12 protein-coding genes are annotated in these 12,529 nt (G+C 67.3%); 9 read left to right on the top strand and 3 right to left on the bottom strand.

What is annotated here, in order from left to right:
* Positions 1–37: 37 nt before the first annotated feature.
* From ACGFIE_RS00980 to ACGFIE_RS01005, 6 genes are all read left to right on the top strand, one after another.
* Positions 38–907, top strand: a complete 870-nt coding sequence (locus ACGFIE_RS00980; protein ID WP_393289702.1) for a phosphotransferase — start codon at positions 38–40, stop codon at positions 905–907.
* Entirely contained in the window at positions 904–2,178 is a 1,275-nt protein-coding gene (locus ACGFIE_RS00985) for an MFS transporter (protein WP_393289704.1), read from the top strand. The genes ACGFIE_RS00980 and ACGFIE_RS00985 overlap by 4 nt, the downstream gene beginning before the upstream one ends.
* A gap of 110 nt (positions 2,179–2,288) precedes the next feature.
* Positions 2,289–2,744 carry a hypothetical protein gene (locus ACGFIE_RS00990; protein WP_393289706.1) on the top strand — a complete coding sequence of 152 codons (456 nt, stop codon included), beginning with the start codon at positions 2,289–2,291 and terminating at the stop codon, positions 2,742–2,744.
* 43 nt (positions 2,745–2,787) lie between these two features.
* Positions 2,788–3,357, top strand: coding sequence for a nucleotidyltransferase family protein (locus tag ACGFIE_RS00995; RefSeq protein WP_393289709.1), 570 nt, complete (start codon positions 2,788–2,790; stop codon positions 3,355–3,357).
* Positions 3,358–3,391: 34 nt separating this feature from the next.
* Positions 3,392–4,261: a carbon-nitrogen hydrolase family protein gene (locus tag ACGFIE_RS01000; RefSeq protein WP_393289711.1), complete on the top strand. Its 870-nt coding sequence runs from the start codon at positions 3,392–3,394 to the stop codon at positions 4,259–4,261.
* Between the two features lie 5 nt (positions 4,262–4,266).
* Positions 4,267–4,575 (top strand): hypothetical protein, encoded by a 309-nt coding sequence (locus ACGFIE_RS01005; RefSeq protein ID WP_393289713.1) that lies wholly within the window; start codon positions 4,267–4,269, stop codon positions 4,573–4,575.
* A gap of 119 nt (positions 4,576–4,694) precedes the next feature.
* Here the strand turns inward: ACGFIE_RS01005 and ACGFIE_RS01010 are convergent, their stop codons facing one another.
* Together ACGFIE_RS01010 and ACGFIE_RS01015 are read right to left on the bottom strand one after the other, a co-directional pair.
* Complete coding sequence (locus tag ACGFIE_RS01010) at positions 4,695–5,396, bottom strand: sulfotransferase domain-containing protein (RefSeq protein ID WP_393289715.1); 702 nt, start codon at positions 5,394–5,396, stop codon at positions 4,695–4,697.
* 134 nt (positions 5,397–5,530) lie between these two features.
* Positions 5,531–6,307 (bottom strand): carbon-nitrogen hydrolase family protein, encoded by a 777-nt coding sequence (locus ACGFIE_RS01015; protein ID WP_393289717.1) that lies wholly within the window; start codon positions 6,305–6,307, stop codon positions 5,531–5,533.
* A 931-nt stretch (positions 6,308–7,238) separates the two neighbouring features.
* On the opposite strand from ACGFIE_RS01015, the gene ACGFIE_RS01020 reads away from it, so the two are divergent.
* Positions 7,239–9,332, top strand: coding sequence for an EAL domain-containing protein (locus ACGFIE_RS01020; RefSeq protein ID WP_393289719.1), 2,094 nt, complete (start codon positions 7,239–7,241; stop codon positions 9,330–9,332).
* On the opposite strand, the gene ACGFIE_RS01025 is transcribed toward ACGFIE_RS01020, so the two are convergent.
* Positions 9,291–10,169, bottom strand: a complete 879-nt coding sequence (locus tag ACGFIE_RS01025; RefSeq protein ID WP_393289721.1) for a DUF6545 domain-containing protein — start codon at positions 10,167–10,169, stop codon at positions 9,291–9,293. The genes ACGFIE_RS01020 and ACGFIE_RS01025 overlap by 42 nt on opposite strands.
* 317 nt (positions 10,170–10,486) lie before the next feature.
* Here ACGFIE_RS01025 and ACGFIE_RS01030 point away from each other — a divergent pair, with 317 nt between their 5' ends.
* Both ACGFIE_RS01030 and ACGFIE_RS01035 read left to right on the top strand, forming a co-directional pair.
* Positions 10,487–11,320 carry an SAM-dependent methyltransferase gene (locus ACGFIE_RS01030; protein ID WP_393289722.1) on the top strand — a complete coding sequence of 278 codons (834 nt, stop codon included), beginning with the start codon at positions 10,487–10,489 and terminating at the stop codon, positions 11,318–11,320.
* A 745-nt stretch (positions 11,321–12,065) separates the two neighbouring features.
* Positions 12,066–12,503 (top strand): hypothetical protein, encoded by a 438-nt coding sequence (locus ACGFIE_RS01035; RefSeq protein WP_393289725.1) that lies wholly within the window; start codon positions 12,066–12,068, stop codon positions 12,501–12,503.
* Positions 12,504–12,529: the final 26 nt, after the last annotated feature.

The raw sequence follows: 12,529 nt of genomic DNA on the forward strand, positions 1-12,529 counted from the left end.
CGCACCACCCAGAGCAACCCCAGACCGTGCCGGTCCCATGGCGGACGGGGCGGATGACGTGTTCGCGGCGCTGATCGCCCTTGCCGCTGCCGCACGGGTGGGCACCGGCCGGGTTGTGCACCGCACCGACAAGGCCATCGTCGCCACCGGCCGCCGCGACGGCCAACCAGTGATCGTGAAACTGTTGACCACCGACGACCCGTACTGGGTAAGCCGACGCCAGCACGAACTGCGCATGTACGAGCTGTTCACCGATCAACCGCCACCCGTGCGCGTGCCGCGGGTCCTGTACGCCGACGCCTACCTGACCGTCCTGGCGCAGCTACCGGGGCGGCGCCTGGACGACCAACGCCACCTCACTCGCGACGTCAGTCCGGCCACCGCACAGCTGGTCCTGAACACCCTCGACGCCCTCGCCGCCTGGAGGCCGGCACCGCCACTGCCGCAACCTGTCGACTACCACGGCCGCACCGACGCCGAACACAGCGCCGGGCTCCTCGACGACGCCGACCAGCACGCCCTCCACACCCTCGTCGACCAGCTCGGCCCGGACCGGGTCACCGCACACGGCGACCCCCTACCCGCGAACCTGCTCCTCGACCGCGGACACTGCGCCCTCATCGACTTCGAGCACACCGGCAGCTACCTACCCGGCTACGACCTCGCGCTGCTGCACATCGTCGGCGCAGCCTCCGCCCCGACCCTCACCGCCGCGATCGCCGAACGCGTGCACACCGCCAACATCACCACCGCCTACTACGTCAACCTGCTCCTGCTGACCTGCCGAGAGATCCGCCTGCACACTGTGCTCGCAGCAGGCGACTCGACCACGTCCCGGCTCGCATACCTGCAACAGCTACTAAACCGGGCACGCCACGACGTTCAGGCACTAATGCGATGGGCTTGAACCGCACAACCGCCGGCGCGCCAGTCCAGCCCGGCCTCGCGGGCGGCTCACAGACACCTTCCCCGCTGAGCCGTGACTTCAACCGCCTGTGGGGCGCCTACTCGGTCAGCCAAGCGGGCTCCGCCGTCGGGGCAGGCGCGCTGCCGCTGGTCGCGATCCTGCTGCTGGACTCATCGACTCTGCAGATCTCCCTGCTCGCAGTGATCTCCGGCCTCGCCTCAGCGGTCATCGTTTTACCCCTGGGTCCCTGGATCGAGTTCCGGCGCAAACGGCCCGTGATGATCGGCGCCGACCTGCTGCGCTGCGCGGCCCTGACCAGCGTCCCCATCGCCGCCGCGCTAGGCGCCCTGACGTACGAGCAACTGTGCGTCGTCGCCGTCGTGCAGACCGCCGGCACCATCGTGTTCAGCGCCGCCAGCGGCGCACACCTGAAACACCTGGTCACCGCCGATCAACGTGTCACCGCCAACAGCCGATTCGAGACCTCCCAGTGGACGGCGAACAGCCTCGGCTCACCCATCGGCGGTGTCCTCGTGTCCTGGCTCGGCGCTACCGCGTCCATCACCATCGACGCCGCGAGTTTCCTGATCTCCGCGCTCGGGATCCGCCGCCTCCGCGGCCCCGAACCGCCACCACCTGCGCGGCAAACCGCCCCGAGCCGGGGACGGGAAGCCCTCGAAGGATGGCGGCACATCCTTCACCAAGCGGGCCTGCGAGCCCTGTTCATCAACGCCATCATCTTCGGCGGCGCCATCACGGCCAGCACGCCCATCATCGCAGTGTTCATGCTCCGCGACCTCCACCTCGCGCCCTGGCAGTACGGCCTGGCCCTCGGACTGCCCTGCCTCGGCGGCATCCTCGGCTCCCTCACCGCCGGCCCCCTCACCACCCGATACGGCCTCCGCAGGGTCCTACTCACCACCGGCGTCGCCCGCACACTCTGGATGGGACTCATCCCCCTCGCCCCGCCCGGCACACCAGGCCTGATCATCATCACCCTCGCCGACACACTCCTGCTGTTCGCCGCGGGAACGTTCACTCCCACCTTCGCCGCCTACCGCATGAACCACACCAGCGAGCACTGCCTGTCCCGCGTCCTGACCGCCTGGTCCATCACCAGCAAACTCACCCAACCCATCGTCATCGCAGCCGCCGGCATCCTCGCCGCCGCCACCGGCCCCCGCACCGCCCTCACGGCAACCGCCGCCCTCACCCTCACCAGCGCCGCCTTCCTGCCGTGGAAGACAACCCGAACAGCCCGCCCCGGTTAGCCCGCCGCCAGCGGACGTCGCCGCCTAACGCGTCGTTCCGGTAGCGCCAGCACCCGGCTGCCTACCGCCGTCACGGCCACCGCCGCCACCACACCCAGGGAGAACGCAAAGTGAGCGATGACAACCCGCAGCGGCGGGCCCCCCAACGGCACACCGGCACCACGACCGACTTCGTGCTGGACGGCACCACGGGACGCCTCACCACGGCCACCTCGTCCGGTCAGCTCACCCACGTCGATCTGCGCGTCGGTAAACACGGCTCCACCCTGGCCGGCCTAACTGAAGCGCTGTCCACGGCGATCACCACCGGCCTGCAAGCCGGCGCACCCCTGCCCGAGATCGTGGCCCCACTACGGCACACCCACTACACCCCCTCCGGCGCCACCACCGACCCAGACGTACCGCACGCGACCTCGCTGAGCGACTACCTCGCACACCGCCTCCACCAGCAGCACATCAGCAACGCGCCACCGCATCCAGACGCCGCGCAGCTGCCTGGAGCCGCCCGAACCAGCACGGAGCCGCCACTGCCTACGGCCAGCTGGGTGCTACACCCCCGCAGGTGACCAGACCTCGATCACCCTCAACCTGGCGGGAGACGGACAGGGTATGTGTGATGACGAGTTACGCAACCTGGTTGGCGCGAGTCAGCCGCTGATGCGGGCGCTGCGCACCGTGCGGGACTCGGGCCTACCGGACGCCTGGATCGGCGCCGGTGTCCTCAGGGACCTCGTGTGGGACCAACGCTACGGGCACGGATTCGACTTCTCCCAAGCCCGAGACATCGACGTGGCATTCTTCGACCCCACCGACCTGACCCGGGCCAACGATGAGCACGCCACCGGACATCTGGCGACGATGTGGCCCGGACCGCCCTGGGAGGCGAAGAACCAGGCCGCGGTGCATACCTGGTACCCCGCCCGATTCGGAGGCGACCCCGTCCCCGCGCTGCGGAGCATCGCCGACGCGGTCGCGACCTGGCCCGAATACGCCACCGCCGTCGCGATCCGTCTCGACGCCGACGGGCGCATCGCTGTCTGCGCACCACACGGACTCGATCACCTTCTCGACGGCATCTGGCAACGCAACCCGGCCCGAGTCAGCCTCGCCGTGTCCGCGCAACGACTAGCGCGGCAACGCCCCGCCCACCGCTGGCCCCGAGTCCGAGTCCTCACCTGACCACCCACGATCGACGCCAGGAGGCTCACCCCGAATGCTCGACGCCCTCCGAACGGACAACCCGTCCACTCTCACGATCGCTGCCGCCCAACCACTGGTCACCTGCGACGCCGCGCTCAACGGCGCCGCAATCCGTGCGCTCATGCGCCGCGCGCATCAGCAGGGCGCCCACCTGGTGCAGTTCCCCGAAGGCGCCCTATCCGGGTACGCCGGGCAGGCCAAGGACCACTTCGCCGGCTGGAACGTCGACTGGACAACGCTACGGCGGGAGCTGGACAAGACGGCCGCGCTCGCGGGTGAACTCGGCCTGTGGGTGATCCTGGGCAGCAATCACCGACTCAGCGGCGAGCACCGTCCGCACAACAGCCTGTACGTGATCTCCGACCAAGGACGCATCGTCGACCGCTACGACAAGCGCTACCTCTCCTACACGGAGATCACCCGCTTCTACACCCCCGGCTTCACACCAACCGTCCTCGACATCGCGGGGTACAGGCTGGGCCTGGCGCTCTGCATCGAGATCAACTTCCCGGAGCTGTTCCTCGACTACCTGCACAGGGGCGTGGACTGCGTCCTGTTCTCCACCTTCTCCGAAGATCCGATGTTCGCCGTGATCACCCAGGGCCACGCCGCCACCATGAGCCAGTGGGTTAGCACCTCGGTGCCCGCGCAATGCAGCACCGCGATGCCCGCCGGAATTATCGGCCCACACGGCGGTTGGCTCGCCCGTTGCGTAACCGATGGCACCGCCGACCTGGTCTGCGCAACGCTCGACCGAGACGCCCCAGAGCTGCGCATCGCCGTGCACCACGCCCGTCCCTGGCGCGTCACCGCCCGCGAAGGCACCATCTACCGACAGCGGCGCGTGGACGATCCACGCAGCCACGACCGCACCGGGAGGTGACAACGGTGCCGAACCTGCGCCGCCTGCTCCGCGGCCAACCTCAGCTCCCGCTGATGATCGTCGGACATGGCCGCATCGACCACGCCCACCTTCCCGGTGGGCAGCGGAAACAACTGAAAGAACTGGCCGCTACCGACACCGCACAATGGGGACTGCTCTTCGTGCTCGACGCCCGACGGCGCCGCTGGACCCTCTACTCCCCCGACGCGGAGTACGCGGCGCTGTTCGCGCCCGCCGCCCACACCCTGAACCTCGACGTCAACATCTTCACAACAAAGTTCCCCTGCTGGAACAGCGGATGGAGGATCACATAGCTACGGCACCGGAGGGATCGCCTCGGCTGCGGAGAAGGGATCAACTCGCCCCGGACCGCCGGATCGTCGCTTGCCTGCCCATCGCCGCGCAGCCTTCCACCGCACGCTCAGGTGTGCTGTTAATCGTCCGTCCTGGTCCCGTACCCAAGTAGCTGCATCGCAGCGACGTTGTCGGGCTGGGCCCAGAAGAGCTGGTGTAGCTCGTCGGGCAGCTCGTCGCGATGGGTGCCGGTGAGCCCCTTGCGGAAGAAGCGGTCGTCGGACTGCTGCAGCTCGGTGAACGACGGAATCCGCGCATCGGCGAGGGGTCGGAGCTGGGGTACCAGGGTTGCCATGACCTGTTCAATGGCCGCTCTCGGCTCACGGGCGAGCTCCTCGTACCTGAGGACCACCCGGTGAGGTGCCGGTGGCCGCAGCCAACTCAGCACGTTGCGTCCCCAGCTACCGGTTCCAACCTTGTCCCGCCGGGTAATCATAGCGCTCAATTCTGCTGCGAACCGTGTGGAGTCTTCCTCGCTGGCCAGGCGGGCCCACGAGACGAGTGCATCGCGGCCGTCTCGGACGAGGCAGATGGCCTTGTCCAACTCATCGACTTGGTCGTCGCGCTGCCGGTGTGTCTTGACGAGGTGCACCTCTTCGGACTGGCGCATGGCATCGATCGCTGCAGGCCGTTCGGTGAAGCCGACCAGATCGGCGCCCAGGCGCTCAGCCACGCCGTCGACGTCATAGACGACGGATGTCCGCACGCCGTAGAGCCTGTTGAGGGCGATTCGCAGGAAGGTGTTGCCGGACCGGGGAAACGAGGACACCCAGACAATCACCTGTGCACTCTAGCGAGCGCGACCGCCCGCGTGGTTCACCATGCGCCTGGTCGAGGCCAGCGGTGAGGTGTCACCATGCGAATCCTTCACGGCACCTGGTTAGCGTCCGTAAGCATCATCACGCGTCCGAGCGGCTAACCCGCACGGTGGTTCGAGCCACGGCCAACCTGAAGTGGCGGGATCTCAACAATCACCATGCCGGTAGTCATCAACGGCACCTGCGCCACAATCTCCCCCTGTGGGCTGATGACACTGGTCGGCCCGTAGCCGACACGATGCTCGTCGCGCTCGCCGGTCACATCAGCTGACACCAACCACATGCCAGTCTCCCGCGCGCGCTCAGCCCGGATCCCGTGGTGCAGGTCCTTCCAGCGCACTGCGGCCTCCCGCCGCATCATGTTCTGAGCTGGCACGAGCAGGACATGGGAACCCTGCGCCGCCACCGCCGCGGCGGCCTCGGCGAACTGGGTGTCGTAGCAGATGTTGATGCCGTATCTGACGCCCTTCAACTCGAAGGTCGGGTAGGAATCGCCCTTGTCGAGCAACGCTTCCCCGGGCAGTAGATGGGTCTTGCGGTAGACGCCCACAAGCACACCTTGCGTGACGACGACCGCAGTGTTGCAGTACCTGTCGCCGTTTCGTTCGATGACGCCGAACACGAGGGTCTGCTCGATCGGGCTCAGCCGCTTGAGCACCGACGCGAACCTCGCGGAACTGAGTTCCACCGCCTGGGTGCGCATATGGTCGTCGTTGACCAGATACCCCTGCAGGAAGCACTCCGGGAATAGCAGGAGATCGACGTCCTGCGCATCGGCCTGCCGGGCGAAGCCCTCGATACACGTCAGCGCTGCGTCGATGTCGCCGAGGAACTCCTGGGTCTGGCATGTACCGATACGCAGCCGCTCCTGCACGTTCTGATCGTAGCGGGACGAAGGCGAGGCAGCCGGCGACGACTTTTCGCGTAGTCGTCGACGCGGGTATCGCCCTTGCATTGGCAGCACCTCCCCAACGCGTCGACCGTGCCGCGTGCGCACCCGTCGCGTAACGCGGGATACAGATCTCCGAAAAATGGTCAGCACAGTACCGCACTGTCTACGACTTCCGATGCCGGAGCAGACCCTGCGGCGGAACCTTCTCTAGGGGCGAAGGACCTCCTTAGCCGGTGCCGGCTCGCCGCCGCCCCGGGATCCTCCACGCCATGGCGACGCCGCGGCGGCGAGTTCAGTGGTTGAGGCCACGCACCTCGCCCACACTGACCCACCCTGCGTGACCGGCGTCTCACCTTACTGTGCGCAGTCCGATCAAAGGGACTCCGCGGCATTGAGGATCGCCACTGGGTGGTCATATCGTCGAACCAGCCACTGACGCTGCGGAGGGGGGTTGTCACCGTGTGCAAGGGCGTCGAATGGGACTAAGAAACATGACCATGACCTGCTACTGTGGACGATTCGCTTCGAAGGGCTGGGGATGATCGCGGGGTACTAGTTGAATTTCATCCGGCCCGCTCGGTGGGCCCTCGCTCTGCTGACCACGTCTGGTGTTCTGGTGGCGCTCGCGTGCTTCGCGTGGGCCGTGCATGAGGCACGGTGGCCAGAACCTTCGCAGCAGGTCTATGTGTGGATGGGTGCCGCGCTCATGGCGATGGGCGCGGCCTTTTCGGTTCCGTTAGCGCCTCGCAGGTCCATTCGCGTGACGTTGACACCAACGGCGTGCCTGGTGTGCGCGGCAGCGCTGCCTGCACCCTGGGTGATTGTGTGCGCAGCGGTCGGCGTCAGTGCGGCTCGGCTGGTGACGAGATACCCACGCTCATCCGGCGTGTACAAGGCGGTACACAACACCAGCATGGACATCATCGCCGCAGCGCTGGCCGCCTCTGCGATGTATGCCTTCGGTATCCGTCCAGCCGTTGGTGAAGCCGCGCCGGATCCCATGCTCCCGCGCTACCTGGCCGGCTTCCTTCTTGCGGCAATCGCGGTGCTGCTGTTCGAAGAATTGGTGACGACGGCGGCCGTGACGCTAGCGACCGGACGGCCGGTAATGGTCGTGCTTCGCTACCTGTGGCGCACCCGGCTGGCCGTGGCGGTTGCTGAGACGATCACCGCCGGATTGTTCACCGAGGCCACTCGGCTGGACCGGCGGACACTGATAGCACTACCTGCGGTGATGTTCGTTCTGCACCTCGTGCTGACGTATCGGTTGCGGGTTGGCGAGGAGCGGCGGACCTGGGAACGCCTGGCCGCGTTAAGTGATGCCCTGTCCGCGCGTGATCTCGACGTCGTGCTACGAACCGCGGCAGCCGGTGCGGTTGACCTGTTCGGTGCCCGTTCGGCGGACATAGAGATCGCCGACGGTCAGCGTTTGGTGCGAGCCAGCCAGCAGGCCGGCGTCGCCCGCGTGGTGTACGACGGCCTTGCCGCGAACGCCCCGAGCATTGCCACGACGCGGACGGTGCGGCATGAGGTCGGGGGCGACGCGACCGGGTTGCACGGGGCGGTTCGGCTGTATCTGCGTGGGCCGCGAGACGAATTGTCTGCTCGGGAGCAGGTGGCCCTACGAGCCTTCGCAGCAACGCTTTCTACCAGCCTGGACATCGCCCACGCCTACGGTCTGCTGGCGGTCGACGCGCATCGTCACGAAGTGGCGGCGACCACTGACGAGGACACCTCGATGCCCAATCGGGCGGCCTTGCTGAGCCGTGTCACCGAGATGGCGGTCGGGCCGTGCTACGTAGTGGTAATCCGCTTGGAGAATTTCCACTTTCTGGCTGATGTGCTCGGCCGCGACCGGGCTCTGGCACTGCTGAATCGGCTAGCCGCTCGGCTGTGTCACGTGTCGCAGGCAGCGACATCGGCTGTGGCTCGTGTGGGCGACGTGACCTTCGCCCTCGTCATGTGGGGCGTTGAGGCGGACACCGCCTATCAGTCGGCGTGCTGGGCGGTGGCGACAATGCGTCGTGAGGTCAAGGTCGATCAGAGTCGGCTGACAGTGCGGGCGAGCGCCGGGATGACGGCGGGAGCGCCCGAGGACGCGGCCGACCTGCTCGATGCTGCCGAGAGGGTGTTGTCGAGAGCTATTAGGCGCGGCCAGGACAGATTGGTGGCGTTTCAAACCGGCCCCGTACGTGAGTCGTCGTTGGCCCATGAGCTGTCGCGGGCGCGGTTGTCGATCTCGGTCGAGCCAGTTGTTAACCTGATCAGCGGCCGGATAACCCTCGTACAGTCGACACCGCGGTGGCTGCACTCACGCCATGACGTGCTGGCTGCCGATGAGTACGTCTACCAACTCATCGACGACCCCGACAGCCTTGAGCGGCTGGCACGGCAGGTGTTAACGCGGTCACTGGCCGCCGCGGCGACTTGGCGTGACGCGTTGCCCGAGGTGGCGCTGGTCGTTCCGGTGCCGGTTGGCGCCCTCACGTCTACCTTCGCCGAAGCCATGCTTGACGTGCTGCGGGAGCACTCCGTCACAGGGACATCGCTAGTGCTGGCGATCAGTCAGCCCCCGGGTCCGAAGACCCGCAAGGTGGTCGAGCAGATCGGGCAATACGGGGTGCGGCTGCTGTTGGACAACTACGGCTACAGCCGCGTTGGCATCGACTCGCTCGACGCCGCAGCCTGGAGTCTCCTGCGCCTGAATCCAACGTACGCATTGGAGGCGGGTTGGAGTCCAGCGCGGTCGGTCGTCCACGCGGCCGTGGATCTCGCCAGCGATCTCGACCTCTCCGTCATCGCCGCTGGGATCACCAGCGAGGACGAGCGCCGCGAGCTTTCCACGATCGGTTGCGCCCTGGGCAGCGGTCCGCTGTTCGGCAGTGAAATGTTCCCGAGCCAATTGCGGAGCCACGCCCGGCTGTGGCAGCCAACGGCGCTGGATGCCGGGGCCCGGGCGCTGCCACTACACCGCGCGAGCCGACCGGTCGCGCCGCGACGCGCCTAACGGAAACAGCGGCGTGTCGCCCACGGCGCTCACGCGCCCCGTCTCATCCGTGGCGGCCACCACCGGCGCCCACCTGGCGGTCTCGGCAGCGACGAGCGGGGACTCGTGCAACGCCCGGGCCACGCGGGCCAGACGGTGAGCTTCCACTCGTACGTCGTGCGGGCCGTGGCGCTGGGACAGCAACGGCGATTCGTCGGCCTCGGGTGGCAACGAGGCCTGGCGGCGGCGTAGCGCGACCGCGACGGTGGCCGCCTCCGCGACGGCCTTGACGGCGTCGTCATCGAGCCGGTTGCGCTGAGCGCGTCGGGCCGCGCTGGCGTACACCTGCGGGCTACACCAAGGGCGTAGAACCCGCAGGGCCTCGTGAACCTCGATGACCGTGCGGTGGCGTTGCCGACTGCCGCCGGCTTCGACGGCAACCGGCGCGGCAGTGCTCGTACTGATAATGACCGCGTCGGGCATGCCGGTGCGGAGCGTCATCCACAGACGATGTACGTGCCAGTCGGTGCTTCGGTCGGTCCACCACGCCGATGGCCCGCAGGTGAGTCGTAAGTGTGAGATGAGCCGCCTGGCGGCATTAGAGGACCGCGGCGTGGACGCTGCCGCTCGGCCCAACTGCTGGTACAGCACGTCGGCGGCCAGTTCGGCATCGGCCTCAACATTTGGATCGACATGGCCTTTCACCACGTCGCCGTCGTGGTCGAGGAGGTAGTGCCCGAGTTCGTGCAGTGCGGTCTGCCTTTTGGACAGAGCTGGCATCGCGGCGTCGACGAGGATGTAATCCACACCGTTGCGAGCGAGGATCACTCCCGGAGGCAGGTGCGCGTCCAGCCGCACCGAGCGCACCTTGAGGGGACGACCCCGGGCTTGGCCGATCGCCTCGCACCAAGCATCCACGGTGTACGGCGCGGGCGGCGGTGGCACACCTGCCTTGCGCAGGCGTCTCGCGATCCGCGTCCTGGCTAAGAGCATCTGCACCTCCTGACACTACGGTCAGTGCCGGACGAAAGATCAGAGTGTAGCCGCACGGATGCCGCGTGTGGGTACCCCGAATCTACGGGGCACAACAGCAGACGGTTGGTCGATAGGCTTCGGCCCCATGATCGATGGCAGCGATGCCGCCGATCGCCGTACGGACCTCGGGGGTGCGACCGGTGACTGAGCAACGGACGAGCGCGCAGGGCACTACGGGTGGTCGGGCCACCGTTGCCCGGGTCTACGACTTCTTGCTGGGCGGCGAGCAGAACTTCGCGGCTGACCGGGAGGCGGCACGGCAACTCCTGCAGGCCGTGCCGGAAGCCGCGGACATGGCCCTTTCTGCCAGGCTTTTCCTGCGCCGCGCGGTGCAGACGCTCGCAGAGGACGGGATCAAACAGTTCCTCGATCTGGGCAGCGGCATCCCCACGCAGGGCAACGTCCACGAGATCGCGCAGGCCATCGACCCGACAATCCGCGTGGTATACGTCGATATTGATCCAGTCGCGGTTGTCGCCTCCAACCAGATCCTCATCGGCAACCCCACGTGCCGCGCCATCGAAGGCGACTTCACCCGCCCCGACCTGATCCTTGACGCACTCGCCGGTAGCCACCTCGCCACCGTGATCGACCTTGAGCAGCCCACCGCAGTGCTGTACTGCTCCGTCCTGCAGCAGGTCGCCGACGACCAGGTCGACGACGTTGTCGCGCCGATCCGAGACCTGCTCGTTCCCGGCAGCGCCATGGTCATCTCGCACCTGAGCGCGACCATAACCGACAGTTTCGGCCAATCCGCCTTGGACGAAGGCAGAAGCGTGTACCGCACTCAGGCCGCCACCGAGATCACTCTGCGCACCGACGAGCAACTCACTGCCTTGTTCGGCGACCTCGCCCTCATCGAGCCAGGACTTGTTCCGCTCAACCACTGGCGGCCCGAGCTCAGCGAGCCGGACCCATACGCCACCGCGCCGACACCGTCACCGGTGCGAGGTGCTGTGGGGATCCGCTACTGAGCAGTCCGGCGATCGGCTTCGGCCTGCGCCGTTCTCAACGGTGACCATGCCGGCGGATCTACAGCTGCCACGTTAAGGGCCATTGCCGCCGCCCACGCTGCCCTCCCGGCGCCCCGCGGCGGCAGCCGACTGTCTCTCGACAGCGAATCGCGCGGCCGAAGCCCTAGCGAAAGATCCGCAGGCCGACTCGTATCGCCTCGTCATCGGCTCACCCTCGGGCAGACACATGAGCACAGGCAGGGCGTCGTTTCGCACTGCTCGCACGACCTCCGGCACCCCTGGTCGGCCATACCGGTGTGCATCGCGCCAGCCGTAACCTGGCCGCAAATCCCCAGGTGAGGGCACTTCTCTGGGTCTGTTGACGGCTCGGTGATGCTGCCAGACCTAGCCAGAAATATGGACACCGCGCTCGAGTACGTGCTGAATTGAACTCACTGGTGGCCGCGCCACCGACGCGAATAAGAGCAATTTCCCGAGAACCTGCCGCACATCGCGCGTAGGGCAATCACTCACGTCCGAAACAGGTAGCAGAATGACGCTTCCGTCAATTCAATCTCCTATCTCGTCACGTTTGTACCGCCGCGCGTCCGCCGGGACGGTGCTCTGCGCCTTCGGCGTCGTCGGACTAATCGGAGCAGGGTGCACCGCGAAGGACGACGTACCCGCGGCCGCGACCCCACCCGGCCAGGTAGCTCATTCGAGCGCGCCGGCCACGCCCGCACCTCCGGCAGCTTCCTACCGGCCGGTGGACGCACTGTGCACGCGCCTCGACCTGCAGGCCGTCGCCGACCTGGCCGGTGAAGTCGGCACCCCGCAGGACACCTCCCGCACCGCAGGCGGCACGGCCAACTTGGCGTGCGCGGTCACCGTCGGGCACCTCCCCGAAGGCGTTGTCGTGACGGTCCGCGCGGACGTCGGCGCGCCCGAATCCGGGCAGCTGATGTACGAGGGTCTGCGCCAGGTGCAGGAGGCCAGCGGTCCGGTCACTGAGCTGCCCGGCATCGGCGCCGCCGCCTACACCTACACGGACAAAGCGACTGGCACCTACGTGGTGGCCTACGACGCGAACCTGTACCTCACCGTCGGCGCGGCACCTTTACGCATCGGAGCGCGTCTGCCCGCCGACCTTGCCAAACGGCTGAGCGCCGTCGTCTCGTCCGCAATGAAGACCCTGCGCGCCTGAGCAGGGCCGACGCCCTTGCGCCGCAA

Source organism: Micromonospora sp. NPDC049275, assembly GCF_043197115.1.
Classification (GTDB): domain Bacteria; phylum Actinomycetota; class Actinomycetes; order Mycobacteriales; family Micromonosporaceae; genus Micromonospora.

Coding starts and splice junctions, on each gene's coding strand:
- ACGFIE_RS01020 (WP_393289719.1), top strand. CDS start 7,239: ATGGACATCATCGCCGCAGCGCTGGCCGCCTCTGCGATGTATGCCTTC.
- ACGFIE_RS00980 (WP_393289702.1), top strand. CDS start 38: ATGGCGGACGGGGCGGATGACGTGTTCGCGGCGCTGATCGCCCTTGCC.
- ACGFIE_RS00995 (WP_393289709.1), top strand. CDS start 2,788: ATGTGTGATGACGAGTTACGCAACCTGGTTGGCGCGAGTCAGCCGCTG.
- ACGFIE_RS01000 (WP_393289711.1), top strand. CDS start 3,392: ATGCTCGACGCCCTCCGAACGGACAACCCGTCCACTCTCACGATCGCT.